Consider the following 19,294-nt stretch of genomic DNA (forward strand, 5'->3'; position numbering starts at 1 on the left):
TCCACTCAATCGCCACCCTGTCGGTCCCAGCGGTATCTGAAGCAGACGCGTCTTTAATGAGCTGTAAATCGACTGGCTTCGCGCCGTGCGCGCAGCCATTGTGACAGTTTTAAGTGGTTCCATGGTTATCGCGCATTAGCGACTATGACAGCATCGCTTCAAGTTCATCGTCGATGCCATAACCGTGTGGTCGATACGGATGTGAGTTCGCGATCTCGCGACAATATCTGTCCGAGTTTTGCTGATAGAACCGCCCTTTTCAAACAGAGGGCGCAGGGAAGGCCGGACCTCGACTGAGGCCCGTGGCCCGCCTGCGAAAAAAATGCAGGCGGCAGGTACCACAGGTCAGCCGGAAACCCGGCCCTCCCTGCGCGATGGTCTAACGGCTGCTTCGCGTTCTCCCTGGTGCGCCGGGCTTTCTGGCCACCATATCGCGACAATGCGCTTGCGCGCATTGCGCGGGATATCAGCATCGGGATATCAGGACCGCGCGACTTGACCGTGCGCAGCAGATCGTTCGTCGGCGCGAGAAACCCGCGCTGCAATCCACCACGCCCACCGCTCCCCGCCTCGCGTCTCGTGACGACCGCGATACGCCCCTCATCTCGAGGCGGGATGCGCGGAAATATCCGCCTGATTTGCCCGACGGCGCAAGGACTAGTAACTGCGACAAAGCAACCCGACGGGCAAAGGCGGAAAAGATCGGCGATGCGCGTTGCGCACCACTGCTTCGACAATCACCGCTGTCGTCCCGGCCTTGAGCCGGGACCCATAGCCACCGGCCGTGGTGATGCGGGCCGTTGACAGCTACGTCCCCCGATAGAATCCGCGGTATGGGTCCCGGCGTTCGCCGGGACGACACCGTTGGTGGGACGCGATCCTACAAAACTCTGCGCTCGCATCACTCCTCCTCCAGGCGAATGCCTTCATCGCTGAACGCCTGCATGATCCGCTCGATGTCCTCTGGCTCAACCTCGGCGCCGGGGCAGATCTCGTTCAGCTCGTCGAACGTGATCCAGCCCTTGCGCTCGCCGACCTCGATGGCTTGGCGGATGATGTCGGATATGCGCATGCTGCTCTCCCGGCGAATGGCCCTCATAGATAGGGAGAAGAGCGATCGTAGCCCGCATGAGTGGCAGCCGAAGCCAGGCGGGCTTCGGCGAGAGCGACATGCGGGTTCAGCCGTGCCTCCGCGAGACGCCCAAAATCATTCCCCGCGTCACCCGCCGAAGCCACGAGTACCGTCGTGAACCCGGGGTCGCTGCGCTCGCCCGGGCTACGAGGGCATCATGAGATCGACCCGTCGCTCAGCGCGCCAGCACCTCGACCTCGCCGTCGACGCCGTTGACGACGTTGAAGGAGCGTTCGAACACCTTGCCTTCGTTCTTGGCGATGGCGCGGTAGTCGCCTTCGGAGAGCACGACCTTGGGGAAGGCGCCGATCGATTCCTTGATCACGTCGCCGCCGGGGTTGATGACGGACCAGGCGGTGTTGGCGAGCGCCTCGCCGCCCTTGTCGGAGACCAGCTTCAAGGTGATGACCGCCGCGCGATGGGTGACGGTGACGTCGGTCAGCTTGCTGGCCTGGACGCGGATGTCGGAGCGCACCACGGAATTGGCGTCGCCATAGTTGGAGACGATGTAATAGGTGCCCTCGGGCAGCATCAGCACGTCGCCGGCGGCGACGTTCGGCACCACCGGCGCGCGTTCGCGGCCGTCGAACTGGCTGCCCTTGTAGATCGCGAACGAGATCTGGTTCTGCGGGATCTTGCTGGACCCCACCCGGCCCTCGAGGCGCAAGCCCCCGGCGGGCAGCAGGAACGCCTCGCGATCGGTTTCCGCCTTCAGGCTGACCGAGCGGACCGCGCTGACCAGGCCGAGCGCAACATGGACGACGTAATTGCCGGGCGGCAGCACGATGTTCGGCGTGGCGCCGCGATCCTCGCGCAGCATCTTGAAGGCGCCGGTCTCGTCGGGCCGGTCGGCGAAAACGCGCCAGACCAGGCCGCCATTGATGCCCGGCAGGTCCTTGCCGTAACGCGCCGAGAGCGACAGCACCCCCTGGTTGGGCGCGGCGGCGGGCGGAGCGGCAACCGGCGGAATCGCCGCCGGCGCCCCCGGCGGAATCGCGGCCATCGGCGGTCCCGGCAACGCCTGCGGTGCGGGGGGCACGACGGGACCGGCGCCAGGGCCGGAGGGCGGAGCCAGGCTCACGGCGGCGCCGGGATCGGGCACCGAGGCCGGGGGAACTGGCGGCGGCCGGTCGCCGAACAGCTGCGCGGCGGCGGGAGACATCGCGAGGCCGGCGAGCAGGCACGACAAAACGGGCACGAGCGATCGCCGCCCGCTGCGCCGGAAACTGCTGAACCCGCGACCTGTCGTCATCATCCCTGCTTTTGACCGAAAACGCGGCAAATTCAAGCCTCTACTAAACCCGCGGACGAGCCGGCCCCAAGGCGGCGTCATCAGGCGGCTTGATCAGGCGGCTGATCAAGGCGCCTTGCCCCGGCTCGACGGCTGTCATGACCATGCGATCTGCGGAACCTTCAATTCGGCGGCATCTGGTGTCCCCGGTCAACCGGCATAAAGGATGCTTCTGGTAAGTTGGCGGGCGTCATGAGTCCGTTGCCGACTCGTTGCACACAGTTTGCGTCAGCGTGGAGATCACGGTGCTGGATATCTTGAAAGGACGCCGCCCGAGCGGAACCGAGGGCTCCGATGTCGGCCTCGGGACGATCCGCAAGCCGGTCATCGGCCTTGCCCTCGGCGGCGGTGCGGCGCGCGGTTTTGCCCATATCGGCGTGATCCGGACCCTGATGGCGCATGGCATCGTGCCCGACGTCGTGGTCGGCACGTCGATCGGCGCCGTGGTCGGCGGCGCCTATGCGGCCGGCCAGCTCGATACGCTGGAGGAATGGGCGCGCAGCCTGCAGATGCGCAACATCCTCGGCTATCTCGACATCCGCCTCAACGGTTCCGGCCTGATCGGCGGCGAGAAGCTCGCAGCCCAGCTCGAAGCCTCGCTCGGCCGCATCGCTATCGAGGAGCTGCCGATGAAGGTCGCGACGGTGGCGACCGAAATCCGCACCGGTCACGAGATCTGGCTGACCCATGGCAGCCTGGTCGACGCGATGCGCGCGTCCTACGCCCTGCCCGGCATTTTCGCGCCGGTGCTGATCGGCGATCGCTGGCTGGTGGACGGCGCCATGGTCAATCCGGTGCCGGTGTCGGCGGCGCGCGCGCTCGGCGCCGAGATCGTGATCGCCGCCAACCTGTCGAGCGACGTGTTCACGCATTCGACGACGATCTATTCGCATGGCCAGCCGGTCGAGGTGCCGGAGACGGTGATGGAGAGCTCGCCGCCCAAGCGCCGCTTCGGCAAGCTGTTCTCGCCGGAGCGCGCGGTGAAGCGGCAGTTCTTCGGCGGCGGCGGCCGGCCCGGCATTTCATCGGTGATGGTCGATGCCTTCAACATCATGCAGGACCGCATCACCCGCGCCCGGCTCGCCGGCGATCCGCCCGATCTCCTGATCTCGCCGCGGGTCGGACAGATCGGATGGTTCGACTTCCACCGCGCGTCGGATCTCATCGCATTCGGCACCAGGGCGGCCGAACGCGCGCTCGATTCGATCCAGGACGCGATCGGCGTCGCGACGCCGACCAGCGGCGGGACTATGCCGTCTTGATGTACTGACGCAGCGCTTCCTGCTCGTTCTCGTATTCCTGGACGCGCCACTTCACGACGTCGCCGATCGAGATCAGGCCGACGACGACACCGCCTTCGATCACCGGCAGATGCCGGAACTTGCCGTTGGTCATCATTTCCATGATCGATGCGACCGTGTCCTGCGGCTTGCAGTTGACGACGCGGCGCGTCATCACGCTCGACAACGGCTCGGCGAGAACCGCGGCGCCGCGCTCGCCCAGCGCGCGCACGATGTCGCGCTCGGAGAGGATGCCCTCCATCCGTGCTCCCGACATCACCAGCACCGCACCGATCTTGCGATCGGCCAGCAGCTTGGCGGCGTCAGCGAGTGTGGTTTCGGGCTCGACGCTCTCGACCTTGTGGCCCTTGATGTCGAGGATCGCACGTACTGTCATTGCCTGTCTCCTTGAGAGGCCGGTGCGCCCTCTTGAGCGGGGCGTCGTTGCGGCCGATGCCTGCAGCAGTTTTCAGTCAAGCGAGTTTAGATCGGGAGTCTTCATCAACAGTCTGGCAATGCCCCTGTCGCGTTTGGGTTGCATTGCCGTCGGCAGGCCGGTCCATCACCGAGCGAAATCGCCTGCCTTATTTGCCCGGAATCGTGCCCCGGTTGCATCGGAGGCAAATGATGAATGAAATCACGCCCGCTCGCAAGCGCAGGATCGCGGCAACTAACTGTCGGAAATGTCAGATGGCAACGCAGGTGCAGCATCGTGCCGCACATGCGGGATCGGGTCGAACAGCGCAAACAGGATGAGCCCGGCGACGAAACCGCCGATATGAGCCTGCCAGGCAACATTGGCGCCATCGGCGCCGGGCGTGAGGTCGCCGACGCCGAACACGACGTTGACCCCGAACCATACCGCCAGGAAGCCGAGCACCCGCGGATTGCGCAGCGCACGCGACAGCGACAGCGCCGGCACCGTCGCCGCCGCCTCGGCATCGCCGCGGCTGAACGACAGGAAGCTGCCCTTCACGAAGGCAAAGCGCATCGCCGCCGCCATGGTGCCGGATACTGAGGCCGACGCGCCGATCATCGGCGCCAGCGCATGCTCATGAGTGATGAGGTGCGCCAGCGCGCCGGCCGCCGCGGTCACCGCCATGAAGAGATAGAACCTGACGGCGCCGAAGCGGCGCGCCAATGCGCTGCCGAACGGCAGCAGCCACAGCACGTTGAAGCCGATATGGGTGAGATTGGCATGCAGCAGCGAGTAGCTGACGAACGTCCAGATCTTGGCCGGCGTTCCGCCGGGAAAGGCGCCGTCCATCAGGGTCTGGTCGTACCGTTTCGGGACGAAGGCGAACAGGTCGATGATCCCTGCGTCCCACTCGTCCGGCAGCAGCACACGCAGATGGATCACCGCGATCAGGAGTATGTAGGCGGTCAGCGCGCCCGGCAGGTTGAGGATCGGTTCGCGCGGTGCCTGTCGCGGCGGATCCTGGGGGAGGTCTGGAGAATCCAAGGGGCCGAACGCTTTCGACGAGAGGAACAGACCCGTCAGATAGGCGTCTTTGACAGCGATGTGCAAGCGCACGCGTGCAGAGTTGATGTGCGGCCTGGTGGCCCGAATGAGGCGCAGGGCTTCGAAACGGCGAGTCTTCCAAAAGAAAAGAGGGAGGACTCTGAGAAAGTCCTCCCTCGCGAGATCCGCCGGTCTTTTCGCCGCGGGGAGCCCGGGGTTGTTCCCCACCCCTCCCCGTCGCGGCGACCGGACTTGTTTGACGCCGCCTTCGTGTACCTCACCGTATCGCGGCGGACCTTCCACCTTCCGGCCGCGACCTGATGAACGCATTGTTAACGATCGGGGTGCCGCCGCCAAGCACATCGTTAATTTAACCTTAACGCGCGGAAGGCCGGGGGAAAGCCGGCACGATCGCACCATCGGCATGGACGCTGCACAGCCCCTCCTGCACAACGAACCAGGGAGACGCCTGGACGAAAGCGGGACAGCAATGTCCTGGTGACGTCGAGGGCGCGAGGGGTCATCCAGATGAAACATCCGTCCAATCGCGAGCTCTTCGCCTATTGGAACGACAGGCGCGGCCATGCCAAGGCGCCGGAGCGCTGCGACTTCGAGCCGTCAGCCGTGCGCGAGCTGCTCGGCGACATCTTCGTGCTGTCCTGCGATGCCGACAGCGGCTTTCCGTTCCGCATGGCCGGCACCCGGCTGTGCGCCCTGCTCGGCGGCGACGTCAAGGACAAGAGCTTCCCCGCGCAGTTCACTCCCGCGAGCCGCCGCGAGATCGAGGAGATCGCGATGGTGGTCAGCGAGGAGACGCTGCCGGCGATCGCCGGCGTGACGGCGCTGGCGCCGGATCACACCACCGCCCATTTCGAACTCCTGCTGCTGCCGTTCGCGACCCGCGCGCACGAGCCGATCAGCCTCACCGGCCTGCTCGCACCATTCGAGCCCCCGAAGGGCGCGCTCGGACCGCTGGAAATGGTCTCGTGGCGCTACATCCATCCGCCGGCCGAGCCGATCGTGCCGCGCACGCTGCGCAAGCTCGCGCTCGCCCGCGGCCTGATGGTCTATGAGGGGCTGCGCTGACCAATTGCGACGCGCGTAGTTCGGGCTGCTGTGCGGAGGAAGACGGAAAATTCCACCGCAAATACCAAATGGCGTGACCGCTAGCGGATCGTTGTCAGGGCCGAGAGTTTCGCCTGGAGCCTGTCGCGCACCTTCTCTGCCCCGCTGTTCGGGTTTTTGGCGATGAGTGCGCTGACGACGACGAGGCCCTTGCGATAGGCCTCGACGGCATCTTGCAGGGAGCTGGCATCTTGTCCCGGCTCGCTCTGCTCGCGCGCGGCGTCACCGATGCGCTCGTAGCCTTCCGCCAGCTCAAGTTGACGATTGCCATCGTCGGGAAACCTTGTCGCGAGCTGCAACCGGATTTGCAGGCCGGCATCATATTCCCTGAGCGTGTTTACGAAGTCGTGCTGCCTTCGCCACGCGCTCCCAAGCCTGTCGTGCGCGTCGGCTACGTCGCGCGTCCATGCCACGTTATTGAGGTCCTTTGCGGTGACCTCCTCGCGAATTGCCAGAGCGCTGCGGTATCTGTCGATCGCGCCCGCCGGATCCTGTTCTGCCACCGAATCGCCGATGATGACGTATTGGCGGGCGAGACGAATTTTCCAGTCGACATTGTCGGGATCGTCGCGGGCGAGGCCGGCTGAGAGGTCGACTGCCATCTGGAAATACTTCAATGCGTCGTCAGGCTGGCCTTGCATCTTGTGCACACGGCCGACCTGCTCGTAGATCTTCGACAAGTTGGATCGATAGACGTTGTTTTTGGATTCCCTGCGGACCAAGGCCTCCCGTATCGTCATTGCCTGCTCGTATTCGGCCAGAGCTTCCTTCAGACGATCGTGCGCAGCAAGGACATCGCCAATCCGGGTCCGGGCATCCGCCACGGCCTTCTGCGCATCCGGGTCGTTCGGGTCCTGAGCCAGGAGGGCGGTGCCAATCGCAAGGGATTTCCGGTACCAATCCAGGGCGCCGTTCCAGTCCTTTTTCAGGAGGCTGTCCGCAATCTTGTTCTCGACAAAGGCGATTCTTCGGCGCGCCTCGCTGTCCGCGGGATTCTTGTCAGCCAGCTTCTGCGCAATCCGCAGCGCATAATCAAGTTCCGCTGCGGAGCGCTTCAGATCACGGCCCTCGAAGGCGTCTCCAATCCGGAACGCGACCTCATAACGCAGTTCCTGCCACTCGTCGTTCTCGGCGTCCTTCGCGAGAAGCTGATCAGTGAGGTTTTTGGCCTCTTCGATTCGTTCCACGGTATGGCGATGGTCTCCAACCAGCAGGTACACGTCCGAGGACTTCGTCAGCAGCTTGGCGCGATACTCCATGAATTCCGGCCGTTTCTCGACGGCATCGTAAATCTTCTCCGCACCGCTCAGCAGCCGTCCCGCATTCGAGACCCGGATTTCACCGGTATTGAGCTGCTTCTGGATTACATCGAGCACGCTCCCAACGACGGAAAATGCACTTTGCGCGCTCTTCTGCGCGGATTGTTCCTCCCGGAAAGCCTTTAGCCAGCCCGACACCGCAACGACGAGCAAGGTCGCCATGACAATCAGCGCGCCGTTCCTGGCGCGGGAATATCGTCGCGCCTGCAGTTCGTTGTAGGTTCGACTGGCCGCCACGAGTTCCTTGAGCTCCGGCGCGCCCTCCATGTAGGACGCCGCGTCGTCCAGAGCGGCGCCAGAGAGCAGGTAACCGGCATCGAAGCCGGATGCTTGCCAGCGCTGCGCCGTCGCGATGAGCTGCAGCTTCGCCTTGGACCGGTCCCGCTCCTCCTGCAGCCAGTCGCGCAATCGCGGCCAGCCGTCGATGAGCGCGCTGTGGGCCAGGTCGAAGCGATCGTCGTCCCAGCCGACGCCTGGGCTGCGCCGGACGAGCTCGGCATCCACATATCTCTCCAGAACGTGGTCGACGCGGCCGGCAGGCGCGATCTGCACCAGGACGTCCCGCCGCACCCGGCGGCGGATGAACCCTTCCACGTCGGGCTGCACCAGTTGCAGGAAGACGCACCTCGCGGCGGCCTGGTCGTCAGACGTCAGGCCGGCGTAAATCGTTTCTGCTGTACGGATCAGAGCGTCTCGCGGCTTGCCCACCTTGTGATAGGCTTCCCAGGTGATGCGGTTGCGCTGGCGCTGGTGCCACAGCCTGCCCAGGGTAAATTGCAGCATGGCCAGCGCGCCCGCATCGCCGGCAACGTTCTTGGCGAGGTCTTCGACGATTCCCTCGTCGAACTTGAGCCCGACCGTGGTGGCCGCGCTCTCGATGATGTGCTGCACTTCGGCAGCGTTGGGCGGCCCAAGCGAGAAGCGTGCGGCCGGATTTTCCCCGATCGACTTGAGCGCGGCGAGCTGAAGCGCCGGTTGCTGGTACCGCTCCTCGATAATGAGAATGGTCCGATCCGGCTGACCACGCGTTCCGATCAGTGCCTGAACGAAGCCCTCCCTCGTCTTCTCGTCCGAGCAGATCGTAAAGATCTGCTCGAGCTGATCGACGACCATGATAACGGGTCGCCCCGGAAACAAGCCGTCGAGCAGGCCGCCAAAAGTCTCTGGCGAACGTTCGAGCTTCTGCTTCTGCTCGGTGATCCATGTTTCGAGTTTGGGTAATGCGGGATCGGCAGCGACCTCATGGATGCTCGCGAGCAACGCGGCGAACGGATCTGCTCTCGGCACTACGACCAGAACGAGCGGGCTCTTGCCTTCCCCGGCAAGCTGCGACTTCATCCTTGGGATGACGCCGGCCATTACGATCGATGTCTTGCCGCTTCCCATCGGGCCGGAGACGAGCACGGCTCGCTGCTCGCGAAGCTGCTCCAGAAGTTTTCTGACGGCCTCCTCGCGCCCGAAAAAGCGTCCCGCGTCGTCTTCGTCGAATGGGTTCAACCCAATGTAGGGATTGGCAGCGCTGGTGAGGTCGGGGGCGTGCGATGGGTCGAAGGGGTCGAGGGCTGGCAGCGTGGCAGAGAGAGCCTCCCGATCGCCGGCCGAAAACTGATACGACGTCCAGTAGGTAATGATATTCTGGGCAGCCTCGCGGTCGGCCGGTGAATCTATCCATCGTCCCGCCGCCTGCGCCCGATCGATGAACGCATGGACGTCGGCGAGCAGATCCCGATCGTTCTCTCGATCGCGGGCCGTGCGCATCAGCGCAATGTGTTCGGCGCGCAATTCGGTGAGCGAGGTGAATGTTGACGGCGCCGATCCTGGTGCCGACGCTTCCGGCGCAACTTGGTGATCGTTCGACATGGCTCACACCTTGTCAGATAGTTCTCTCAAAGGCTCACGGATCTTCAGGATGTCGCCGCACTGCGCCTTGAGATCTCGGTCGACATTGAAAAAGTGAAGAAGCGCCGTATCGCGGAAGAGCTTGAAATTTCTGCGCAGCGAACCGAAATTGGTGACGCGACCGGCAATCGTCTCGTCGACGCGGCTGGCATACTCCTTCGCATCCTTGGCCCAGTCCGCCTCAGCCTGCGTGGAAGCGATCTCGTCGACGCGCGATTTGATCGCTGGCCAGAACTCCTTGAACAAGTCGAGCGATTCCGGTGTGTTCTTTTCGATGTTGTCCTCGGCCTCCCAGAAATCCTTCTCGATTCTCTGCCATTTGTCGTGTTCCGCGACCCGGCTGCTCAGCTGCGACTTGATGTTCCTCAAAGACGCGATCGCCTCTTGAAGGTCGGCTGCCGACGCATCTCCCGCTGGCTTGGCAGCGACTGCATTCGCGAGGATTTCGCTCAGCTCTCTCAACGGAAGCTCTTCGGCATATCGGTTGAGGGATGCGTTGACCCTGCTCTGTTCGGAGACGATCACGCTCCGAAACGGGAACACCGCAGTGATCACATCGTGGGAATCCTCATCGCGAACCGCCTTTCGTAATTTCGGAATCGCCGATTCGAGCTCCTCTATCCATCCGCGCACATGCGTCCGATCGGCACCGACCTCCGGCAGCCGTTCGGCCGCCTCGCGCACACGGCTGCAGATTTTCGCAAGGTCGATGACGTGTTGTTGGAGCCCGAACGATGCTTGCGGATCGCGCCCCAGTTCCTTGGCGCAATCGATGATCTCCCGGTAGTGCCGCAACTGGATATCGTGCAGGCAATCATGCAGCTCCTTGTAGTGAAAAAGGGCGTCGATTCTGCTGCTGACCTGGTCGAGCGTCTTGCGCGAGGCGGCGACGACAGAGCGAATCCCGGCGTCCTCCTCGACCTCCCGCCGCAGACTGTTGATCCCGGTGTTGAGCGTCTTGACGCTGGCCGGGGTGGAAATGCGCTGCAGGTGCTCGCCGACGACCCTCTGAAGGGCTTCGTTGGACTGTTGACCCTTCCAGTTCTTGATGCGATTGAGCAGGTCGAGCAGCCGTCCATCCCGCTCGACCATGTCCAGAAAATCGAGAACAACGTTCTGCTTCGGTTGCTCCCAAGACAGTCGATCGGAAACGTCTTTACCCATTGTAAAGCGAACCAGGACCTTCAGATCGTTCATGTTGAACGCATCGCAGATGCTATCGAGTAGCATCTTGTCCAAGAGAGATTCCGGCCCTATCGCGGAGCCGGCAGCGTCTGTCTCGATCATTGGCCTCTACGCCCTTTCACTCGAAGCGAAGCGGACCCGGCGCGTCATGGCGCCTCGAATTCGATCTTTCCTGCAAGCCGCTGGCGGATAACGCCAATCGGAATGCCCTGGTTGAATTTCGGCGAGCCCCAGGCAGGGTCGCCCATGTGATGCATCGCAACCAGCGACCATTCCATATTGAAGCACGGGGACCCCGATGAGCCTCGGTCGCTGTTAGTGGCATAGCGAACCCGTGTGCCGTTGCCGTTCACGCCGAGCACGGCTTGCGTGTCGACGGCGAGTTTCAAAGGGCTCCCGTCCGGATGCTGGGCTATCAGCAGCGGCATGTCGATCTGAAGTGGCGGCTGTGTCTTGGGCATTGCGATCCAGCGCCGTCGAGGGGCACCGGAGCCGGCGTTCTTGTCGATCGGTTCGTTGCCGATGGATCGCGCCAAGCGCGCGAGTACGAAATCGAGTTCGTCCGCCGCTGGAAGATCACGATCCGGCTGACCGTCGGCCTCGGCCTGGCTGTAACGCGCGAAGTCGATGCGCCAGTCTGAAGCGTGTAGCGGCACGACAACTCCTTCCGAGCGCGAGCCGCCGGTGAGAACCTTGTAGTCAAAATGGCAGGTGATCGCGGCCGGACGTGCCGTCCCCTCGATTGCGGACTCGAGCACGTGGTAGTTGGTAAGAACGAGATCCGGTCCGATCAAGAAGCCGGTGCCCATCGCGTTGCCGTCAAACTCGATGCGGCAAACTTGGCCCTCGATCTGCGCCATGCACTCTCGCCACACGCCCATGTCGAAGATCGTGAGTCGCGGACGCACGATGGCTTCGAGGCCGCTTGCCGTGACGCGCTCGGGCGCCCCGGTGACGGACTTGCCCGCGCTCTGCACCGACATCGTCGGCGCCATGCCGAATTTCTCGTAAAGGCGTCGTACTTTCTCGTGGTCCGGCTTCGTAAGATATGCAGCGCGGGCCAGATCGAGGACGATCGTCGCGCCTTTGCGCTCGGCCCAGTCGATCAGCTGAAACGCCACGTAGTCGTTCGGACCGGGGGCAACAATGTTCTCCAGCCGCTCGTTTAACCGAACGCGGACCATCATCTCCAACTCTCTAGGGTTGAACGCTGCGACAAGCGCTTCCTGGAATTCGCCGAAATCGACCCCCGGTATCACCGCACCAACTCCTGAGCGACGTGAGATTCCCGCCCGCCGACGACCGGCATGCGGCGTCTCGTAAAGCCGATGGGCTCGCCGTCTTGGTGCCCCTCATCGCTCCATGGAAGAATGTGCTGCGTTCAAGTTCTACTTTCAAGGGCGTTGTCTACGGTATGTAACCTCTCGGTGAAGCTACGGCCTCCGCCTCACTGCGCGCCGGTCAGCGGCGCGATCGGACTGCCGTCGGGCGCGAACGCTTTGACATCATCGGAGATGATCAACGAGCTGACATCCCGCCCGACGACGAGCGGGCCCTGATAGCTCGTTGGTGTGCGCGCGATCAGCGCATCTTCGGGCACGTTCTGCACCGGTTTCACGGTCGCAAACACGATGTGCGAGTACACCGCGAGCTTCGGCTTCGCCTCGCTGAAGATCCTGCCGGCCTCCTCGGGCGAGGTGTGGTGGTCCTGGATGGCACGGTAGCTCGGAAAGGATGTGAGCAACCCCGGATCGATCACGGCCACCTCATGGATGAGGAGATCGGCAGCTTCCGCCGCCTTCTCGACGCGGGGATCGGGCTTGGTGTCGCCGGACAGCACGACCTTCTTGCCGTCGAATTCGACGACATAGCCGAGCGCCGGCTTGATCTTCTCGCCGCGATTGACCTCGATGGCGCTGACCCTGACGCCGTTGCGCTCGTAGACGACGCCGTCGGCGACGATCCAGCCGCCGCGCAGACCACGACCGCCAGGACGCCCAACAAGGCTCCCAGCCAGCTCCGCACGAACGTCTCTCCCATCTTCGGTGATGTCATTGGCGCGATGCTGCGCCCGGCCATTCTATCAGCTCGCACAGGCCGTGGCAGAGCGCCGAGAGAGCACAACGTAACGCTGAATTAACCGTGCAGGACGTAGTTTCAGCGCTGGATCATCCGGCACGCTAAGAGCCGGCTTTGAGTGGCGAAACATGGCGTTGCCGAATAAAAAACTCTCTCTTCCGGCCGCCGAGGAGCGCCGCCGTTTCCAGCGGGTCAAGGTCCACCTGCTCGGCCGCTACATGCTGCCCGACCGCCGTGAGTTTCCCTGCCAGGTGATCAACATGTCGCCGGGCGGGCTCGCGCTGCTCGCCCCCGGCATCGGCAATGTCGGCGACCGCGTGATCGCCTATCTCGACCATATCGGCCGCGTCGAGGGCAAGATCACCCGCATCATCGACAACGGCTTTGCGATGACGATCGGCGCGACCGCGCGCAAGCGCGACAAGCTCGCGGCCCAGCTGACCTGGCTCGCCAACCGCGACATCCTCAATTTGCCGGAGGATCGCCGCCACGACCGTATCATTCCGCGCAACCCGATCGCGGTGCTGACGCTCGAGGACGGCACCAAGATGACCTGCCGCATCATCGACATGTCGCTGTCGGGCGCGGCCATCGCGGCGGAGACCAAGCCGCCGATGAAATCGCTGGTCATGCTCGGCCGCGTGCAGTCGCGCGTGGTGCGAAATCTCGAGGGCGGCTTCGCCATCGAGTTCATGCACGCACAACTTGCCGAAACGCTCGAAGAGAGCGTTACCGCGCGGTAAAGCCGAAAGTCGCATAAATCCCGCAACTTCACGGAGTGCACGGCGTCCGCCACCGCGGGCGCCGTGTGGCGTTCGGCCATCGCACCGGCGGTCCGATGCAGTTAATGGCCGGGCCGCAAACGGCGCGCAACGCTGCAACGGCAGCGGTTCCCGCCTTAATGCAACGCATTCGATTCAAGCCCGAACGATTCAAATTTTAGCTAGATTCGATTCAAGTGAGAGTCGAATAAGCCCTTTGTTTTACTCGCATTTGCGTCAAATCCATCGTGGCGATTTAGCGGCAGCGAAAAATCTTTGTGAGACACATGGTCCCAACGAAAACGGGGGGCCAAAATGGTCAAGCGGACGGGACAGGCAAAGGGATTGGCGGTCGCAGCCTTCCTGATGGCGATGGGGACGATGGCGCATGCCGGTGATGACCGGGTGCTCTATGCGAGCCTTGGCGACACCACGCGGGCCCCGATCGGCTGGATCGAGTTCTGCACCGAGACTCCCGAGGAATGCCGCGGCGGCGCGTCGCAGGCCCGCGACATCGTGCTCTCCCAGACGGCGTGGCGCGACCTGCTAAAGGTCAATCGCTGGGTCAATGAGAACGTCAAGCCCATCACCGACATGGACCATTGGGGCGTGGTCGAGAAATGGTCGCTGCCGACCGACGGCTACGGCGACTGCGAGGACTACGTGCTGTTGAAGCGTAAGCTGCTGATCGATGCCGGCTGGCCCCGCGAGGCGCTGCTGATCACGGTGGTGCGCGACAAGAAGGGTGAAGGACATGCCGTCCTCACCGTGAAGACCGACAAGGGTGAATACGTGCTCGACAATCAGAACGAGAACGTCGTCGCCTGGACCGAGACCGGCTACCGCTTCGTCAAGCGGCAGTCGCAGAGCGACCCGAATGTGTGGGTCTCGCTCGGCGACGGTCGCCCGGCAGTGGCCACCGCCAGCGCAAGAGAGCGCTGAGGCGCAGGAGAGCGCCAAGCGAGCGCTGAACAGAGAGGCGAGACACGAATTCGAGTTACGCGACCCGGTCACATCCCCACCCCTCCCCGTCCCAGACCGGTTCGCGCGCGGCCAGCTCTCCCCCAAGAGCTGGCCGCAACTTTTTTTGGCCTTGCTTCGACGATATGTCGCACGCAGGCCGCGACAACTCCTCGGCCAACCTTGTTTTCCCTCGACGGTCGGGTTTAGGTTGTCGGCATGATGATGATCCTGCGAAGCGCGGCGCTCGTGGCCGCAGCCCTGACCCTGGCGAACTGCTGCATGTCGGGGACCGGCTGCTCCGGTCCGCTCGCCTCGGCCACTGCGCCCGCGGCCTCTCCGGCGATGGCCGCTTCGCCCACCGTGATACAGGCGCAGCCGACCGCCGCTGCAGCCGACTGGGACGGCCGCGTCGCCTCCTCCGAAGCCGAGGCCGACATGGCGATGGAGCCCGATATCGGCAGCGCCCCGCGCAAGGGCAGCAAGCGCCGCGGCGATTCCCGGGTCGACGTGATGTCGTCCCAGTCGGGCTCCGGCTATCGCAGCGGCCGCATGACCTATGAAGAGGAACAGGCGGCCGACCTCGCCGACGAGGCCCGCCTGAAGCAGAAGCTCACGATCTGCCGGAACTGCAGCGCCAACCAATAAGCCGCTGGCACTGCTTGGCTTCAGGGCTGACGCCCTGCTCGCTAGAAGACGCCGGTACCGCTGCGCCGGGATCCGACCCGGCTGCCGTTTTTCGGGCTTGCGGACCTCTCTTTTGTCCGATTTGCTAATAAAGTCTTGCGGTCGGGATCGGACCGCCCAGGCTCGCGTTTGCTGCCTTGCGGGCGTTCCGGCCGCATGCCTTTTCGCCGCTCCATTTTTCGGGACGGCTTCCGAAGCTTTTTCGATTAGGGTGGTTTCGTGATGAACCCGGTGACGCGCGACACCAGACGCTATCCCGAGAAATCCAGCGCCAGCGCTGTCAGGAGCTCCCAGCCGATCGCGCTCGCGGCCGCCACCCTCGTGGTGCTGATCGCGGGCATCGGCGGCATCGTGCTGTGGCGAGCCTACGGCGCTCCGCCTGCCGCCGAGGCCGAACGCGGCGCGGTGACGCGTCAGCTGCAGGCGCGCACGGTGCAGGCCTCCGAGCAGCTCGTGGAGAAGACCAAGGGCCTCGAAGCCACCCAGCAGGAATCGATCGACCAGCTGCAGATGATGCAGGAGCAGTTGCAGAGCATGCGCCGCCTGCTCGCGGCCCAGCAGGCCGACACCAAGCGGCTGTCGGACCAGGTCTCGACGTTGAAGGATTCGATCGACGGCCTGCGCCAGTCCTTCGCCAGCACGCAGTCCTCGGAGCAAACCTCGCCGGCGTCGGGTAACCGCAGCATCCGCGCCCGCGCTCATGCGAGCCGCAGCGGACACCGGCATCGCCGCAGCCGATCCTGAGCAGTGAACTGAGCAGTGAACTCCTGGCTGTACTAATCCCGCCGAATTTTCCCGGGGTCTTGTGAAGTGCTTCACAGAGCCAGACGGGGATTCGGGCCATCTTGAGTTCACCGGATGGCGAGCCAATTTCAGGATGGCGCAGGGCCAATTTCAATATCCGGGGCTGGCAAGGTCGTTGGCGCCATACTGCGCCGACGACCTTGTTTTTTGTAGTTCACCTCTGATCGCCAGATCTCTGATCGCAAGATCCCTGATCGCAAGGTCTTTGGAACTGCGCTGCGGCGCCGGCCTCTCCGGCTGGTGACTTGCTTTTCCCCGGCACTTCTCTGCTCAATGCGCGCGTCATCTTTCGAGAGGAGCCCTCATGGCCGCCGACCCTGCACTGACGTCCGATGTCATCGGACTGACCAAAGTCGCCCCGTTCTCGCGCCGTGGTTTCATGACGGCATCCGCGGCCGTCACGGCCGGCTACACCTTGGCCGCAGGCCCCGTCCGGGCCGAGGTCATCACCACCGACACCAGCGGCCTCAATGCAGGCGACGCGAAGGTCAAGGTCGCGGACGGCGAGATGCCGGTCTATTTTGCCAGGCCCGCCAGCGCCAGCAATCCGCCCGTCGTCCTGGTCGCGATGGAGATCTTCGGCCTGCATCAATACATCAAGGACGTGACGCGCCGTCTCGCCAAGCTCGGCGTCCTCGCGGTCGCGCCGGACTACTACTTCCGCAAGGGCACCGACCTCACCAAGATCAGCGAGATCAAGGATCTGCTGCCGATCGTGAATGCGAAGCCTGATGCGGAGCTGCTGTCCGACCTCGACGCGACGGTGGCCTGGGCCAAGTCACAGGGCGGCGACACCTCGCGACTCGGCATCGTCGGCTTCTGCCGCGGCGGCCGCAACGTGTGGGAATATGCCGCCCACAATGCCGGACTGAAGGCCGGCGTCGCATTCTACGGTCCGCTGATCGATCCGCCCAATCCGGTCTGGCCGAAGAGCCCGACGCAGCTCGCGCCCGACATGAAGGCGCCCGTGCTCGGCCTCTATGGCGAAGCCGACACCGGCATTCCCGTCGCCAGCGTGGAGGCGATGAAGGCGGCGCTCGCCGAGCACAAGAAGACCGCGGAGTTCAAGATCTATCCCGGCGCGCCGCACGGCTTCCATGCAGACTATCGCCCGAGCTATCGCCAGGAGGCGGCCGAGGACGCCTGGGCGCAGATGCAGGCGTGGTTCAAGAAGTATGGTGTGCTGAGCTGAGGCGACGGCCTCGGAGCCGTAGCCCGGGCGAGCGCAGCGACACCGGGGACGGACCGTCCCCGCATCGCGCTCTCGCCTTCGCCCTCCAGTTGACGCTCATGCGGACCACGCGACTGCGCCCGTTGCGCTTCTCCGCCATTGCGATCGCAGCGAAATAGTCCAGGCTGCCTCCGCAGAGAGATTCTGGATTGCTTCCGCCGACGGCCGTTGGGTGTCGGCGGACACGTCGCCGCGTTCGCAATGACGCGAAAGAGCGCGTGCCGGCGAAATGTCCCGCATGTCGCTTCGCCCATGCAGGTTACGATGGCGCCGCGCGTCAGCGCTGCCGGCGAACCTTCGCCGGCTGCCGGGCGCCTTGCTCGAGCTCCCACACCATCCAGACCAGCGCGATGCCCAGGCTGAAGACGACGCCCATGAAAAGGAAGGTGAGTTCAGGGGATGTGAGTGAGTTCATCATGCCTGGATCCCATGCAAGCGTTACGCCAGCTCTTTCTCCATTGCCGCTCTGTTGCTCACTGCGGCAGGAAAATCGTGACGAGATATCGTTAAGGCGAAGTGACTGGCCAACGCGTCACCCCGCCCCGAGGTTCACCTCAGTTCACTCGCAGACTTCGACGGGTCGCGTGCGCCAGCCGTGCGCTGTCCGCACGCGCTTGCGGATCACGTAGCAGCCGCCGAGATCCTCATAGGTGTAGGGGTAGTAGTAGCCCGGATAGCCACCATAATAGGGATAGCCGAACCCGAAGCCGATCCCGAATCCCGGTCCAAAGCCGCCAAATCCGTGATGGCCGAAGCCATGATAAAAGCCACCGCCGTGGTGAAAGCCGCCGCGCGCCGACGCCGTGACGGGGACCATCATCAACGCGATCACGCCGCCAGCCAGCAATCCCATCCATCTCTTGCGCATCGATCCGTCTCCAAATTGCAGGCAGCCCAACTCAACAGGCAATGACACTGGTCATTACACGCTGGTCTCTTAAACCCTGATTTGGAACAGCTCGCGGGCAACGATGCTCACATCTGCGCGATCGGGTATCCGGATGTCACCACGACGGGCGGCGGCAACAATCAGCAACCGCGGCAGATGCTTTTGACCTTCTGGTCGACCTTCTGATTCTCCTGCTGAATCTCGACATCACCGGCCTGGTTCGGTCCGGTCGCGCCGGTGCCGCCGGCCCCGCGACCTGATCCGGTGGTCACGCCGGAATTGCCTGACGCAGATCCGGCGCCGCTCGCGCCAGAGCCCGATGACTGCGCGGTGCCGAGGCTGTTGGTGCCGTTGGCGTCGGTCGCGCCCGGCTGGGACAGCCGCGCGCCATTGCCGGCGCCGTTCAAATCGCTCGTGTTGCCGAGGCCGGCGGCGTTGCCCGAAGCCGCGCCACTCGTCCCGGTGCCGGCGGTGCCTGTCGTCGTACCCGAACTCGGCGCGCCGGCCGTGCCGCCGGCTGTCCCGCCGCTCGCACTGCTCGCAGCACCGCCACCGGCCGCTCCGCCGCCAGCACCGCCTCCCCCGCCGCCACCACCACCTTGCGCAAACACGGCGGTGGCCGTGGTGAGACCTGCAATCAGGATCAGCATGCTCAACGAATGTCTGGCCATCGGATGGTCTCCCTTTAGACTTCAACCCGACCGGGCAGACCGCGTTCCGGAACGAATGTGGATCGGAGGGGATTGATGAGGCGAGGAGAGCAAGGGTCTGTGCGGAAGCTGATCGCCTTCGACGAGGACACGTTCGACAAGCTCAAGCAGCTCGGCCGTGATCAGATGCTCAGCCTGCAGGACCTCGCCGACGAGGCCTTCATGGACCTGCTCGAGAAGCACGGCGTGCCGGCCGACCTGAAGGATGCCTTGCGCAAGAGCGCGGCTGACGCCGGCGACAGCACAGCAAAGGCCGGGCGCAAACCGAGGAAGAGGAGCAAGACGGCAGCATGAGCACCGACCCCGATCCGTTCGAGCAGGGCGAGCGCGCCGCGCGCGAGAACATTCCGGCCGAGGCCAATCCCTATCAGGACGGCAGCGAGCAACATGCGCTCTGGGCGAGCGGCCATGAACGCATCGCCAGTGCCCGCGAGGCCGGAGAGTCGGAAGGAACGTGACGAGCATAGGTCGACCAGGCCG

21 protein-coding genes are annotated in these 19,294 nt (G+C 64.0%); 10 read left to right on the plus strand and 11 right to left on the minus strand.

Annotation, left to right across the window (positions count from 1 at the left end; translation table 11 throughout):
• Positions 1–901: 901 nt before the first annotated feature.
• Together S58_RS22785 and S58_RS22790 are read right to left on the minus strand one after the other, a co-directional pair.
• Positions 902–1,072, minus strand: coding sequence for an RNA polymerase sigma factor region1.1 domain-containing protein (locus tag S58_RS22785; protein ID WP_015667725.1), 171 nt, complete (start codon positions 1,070–1,072; stop codon positions 902–904).
• A gap of 235 nt (positions 1,073–1,307) precedes the next feature.
• On the minus strand, positions 1,308–2,387 hold the full coding sequence (locus tag S58_RS22790; RefSeq protein ID WP_042340140.1) for a hypothetical protein: 1,080 nt from the start codon (positions 2,385–2,387) through the stop codon (positions 1,308–1,310).
• A gap of 281 nt (positions 2,388–2,668) precedes the next feature.
• On the opposite strand from S58_RS22790, the gene S58_RS22795 reads away from it, so the two are divergent.
• Entirely contained in the window at positions 2,669–3,685 is a 1,017-nt protein-coding gene (locus S58_RS22795; protein ID WP_015667727.1) for a patatin-like phospholipase family protein, read from the plus strand.
• On the opposite strand, the gene S58_RS22800 is transcribed toward S58_RS22795, so the two are convergent.
• Both S58_RS22800 and S58_RS22805 read right to left on the minus strand, forming a co-directional pair.
• Positions 3,672–4,100, minus strand: a complete 429-nt coding sequence (locus S58_RS22800) for a CBS domain-containing protein (protein WP_015667728.1) — start codon at positions 4,098–4,100, stop codon at positions 3,672–3,674. The genes S58_RS22795 and S58_RS22800 overlap by 14 nt on opposite strands.
• 273 nt (positions 4,101–4,373) lie before the next feature.
• Entirely contained in the window at positions 4,374–5,165 is a 792-nt protein-coding gene (locus S58_RS22805) for a rhomboid family intramembrane serine protease (protein ID WP_042340871.1), read from the minus strand.
• Between the two features lie 528 nt (positions 5,166–5,693).
• Between S58_RS22805 and S58_RS22810 the strand changes: the two genes are divergently transcribed.
• The gene (locus S58_RS22810; RefSeq protein WP_015667730.1) at positions 5,694–6,251 is read left to right on the plus strand and encodes a PAS domain-containing protein; all 558 of its coding nucleotides are present in this window, start codon (positions 5,694–5,696) and stop codon (positions 6,249–6,251) included.
• A gap of 80 nt (positions 6,252–6,331) precedes the next feature.
• On the opposite strand, the gene S58_RS22815 is transcribed toward S58_RS22810, so the two are convergent.
• The 4 genes from S58_RS22815 to S58_RS22830 all read right to left on the minus strand — a co-directional run bounded on the left by S58_RS22815 (position 6,332) and on the right by S58_RS22830 (position 12,581).
• Positions 6,332–9,469, minus strand: coding sequence for an nSTAND1 domain-containing NTPase (locus S58_RS22815; RefSeq protein WP_015667731.1), 3,138 nt, complete (start codon positions 9,467–9,469; stop codon positions 6,332–6,334).
• A gap of 3 nt (positions 9,470–9,472) precedes the next feature.
• Entirely contained in the window at positions 9,473–10,795 is a 1,323-nt protein-coding gene (locus S58_RS22820; RefSeq protein WP_015667732.1) for a hypothetical protein, read from the minus strand.
• Between the two features lie 44 nt (positions 10,796–10,839).
• A complete protein-coding gene (locus tag S58_RS22825) occupies positions 10,840–11,952 on the minus strand; it encodes a trypsin-like peptidase domain-containing protein (protein ID WP_015667733.1) in 1,113 nt (370 codons plus the stop codon).
• A gap of 188 nt (positions 11,953–12,140) precedes the next feature.
• A complete protein-coding gene (locus S58_RS22830) occupies positions 12,141–12,581 on the minus strand; it encodes an MBL fold metallo-hydrolase (RefSeq protein ID WP_244440821.1) in 441 nt (146 codons plus the stop codon).
• On the opposite strand from S58_RS22830, the gene S58_RS39100 reads away from it, so the two are divergent.
• The 6 genes from S58_RS39100 to S58_RS22855 all read left to right on the plus strand — a co-directional run bounded on the left by S58_RS39100 (position 12,462) and on the right by S58_RS22855 (position 17,176).
• Entirely contained in the window at positions 12,462–12,833 is a 372-nt protein-coding gene (locus S58_RS39100) for a hypothetical protein (RefSeq protein ID WP_015667735.1), read from the plus strand. The genes S58_RS22830 and S58_RS39100 overlap by 120 nt on opposite strands.
• 67 nt (positions 12,834–12,900) lie before the next feature.
• Positions 12,901–13,515 carry a PilZ domain-containing protein gene (locus S58_RS22835; protein ID WP_015667736.1) on the plus strand — a complete coding sequence of 205 codons (615 nt, stop codon included), beginning with the start codon at positions 12,901–12,903 and terminating at the stop codon, positions 13,513–13,515.
• A 333-nt stretch (positions 13,516–13,848) separates the two neighbouring features.
• Positions 13,849–14,475, plus strand: coding sequence for a transglutaminase-like cysteine peptidase (locus tag S58_RS22840; protein ID WP_015667737.1), 627 nt, complete (start codon positions 13,849–13,851; stop codon positions 14,473–14,475).
• 237 nt (positions 14,476–14,712) lie between these two features.
• Entirely contained in the window at positions 14,713–15,141 is a 429-nt protein-coding gene (locus S58_RS22845) for a hypothetical protein (protein WP_015667738.1), read from the plus strand.
• A gap of 261 nt (positions 15,142–15,402) precedes the next feature.
• Positions 15,403–15,924 (plus strand): hypothetical protein, encoded by a 522-nt coding sequence (locus tag S58_RS22850; protein ID WP_015667739.1) that lies wholly within the window; start codon positions 15,403–15,405, stop codon positions 15,922–15,924.
• 439 nt (positions 15,925–16,363) lie between these two features.
• A complete protein-coding gene (locus tag S58_RS22855; RefSeq protein WP_377812144.1) occupies positions 16,364–17,176 on the plus strand; it encodes a dienelactone hydrolase family protein in 813 nt (270 codons plus the stop codon).
• Between the two features lie 316 nt (positions 17,177–17,492).
• Here the strand turns inward: S58_RS22855 and S58_RS38190 are convergent, their stop codons facing one another.
• From S58_RS38190 to S58_RS22865, 3 genes are all read right to left on the minus strand, one after another.
• On the minus strand, positions 17,493–17,633 hold the full coding sequence (locus S58_RS38190) for a hypothetical protein (protein ID WP_160167608.1): 141 nt from the start codon (positions 17,631–17,633) through the stop codon (positions 17,493–17,495).
• Positions 17,634–17,774: 141 nt separating this feature from the next.
• A complete protein-coding gene (locus tag S58_RS22860) occupies positions 17,775–18,083 on the minus strand; it encodes a hypothetical protein (RefSeq protein WP_042340146.1) in 309 nt (102 codons plus the stop codon).
• 161 nt (positions 18,084–18,244) lie between these two features.
• On the minus strand, positions 18,245–18,775 hold the full coding sequence (locus S58_RS22865) for a hypothetical protein (protein ID WP_015667742.1): 531 nt from the start codon (positions 18,773–18,775) through the stop codon (positions 18,245–18,247).
• 75 nt (positions 18,776–18,850) lie between these two features.
• On the opposite strand from S58_RS22865, the gene S58_RS22870 reads away from it, so the two are divergent.
• Both S58_RS22870 and S58_RS38685 read left to right on the plus strand, forming a co-directional pair.
• On the plus strand, positions 18,851–19,108 hold the full coding sequence (locus S58_RS22870) for a hypothetical protein (RefSeq protein ID WP_042340148.1): 258 nt from the start codon (positions 18,851–18,853) through the stop codon (positions 19,106–19,108).
• Positions 19,105–19,272, plus strand: a complete 168-nt coding sequence (locus S58_RS38685; protein WP_015667744.1) for a hypothetical protein — start codon at positions 19,105–19,107, stop codon at positions 19,270–19,272. The genes S58_RS22870 and S58_RS38685 overlap by 4 nt, the downstream gene beginning before the upstream one ends.
• Positions 19,273–19,294: the final 22 nt, after the last annotated feature.

Origin of the sequence: Bradyrhizobium oligotrophicum S58 (assembly GCF_000344805.1) — a bacterium.
Classification (GTDB): Bacteria; Pseudomonadota; Alphaproteobacteria; order Rhizobiales; family Xanthobacteraceae; genus Bradyrhizobium; species Bradyrhizobium oligotrophicum.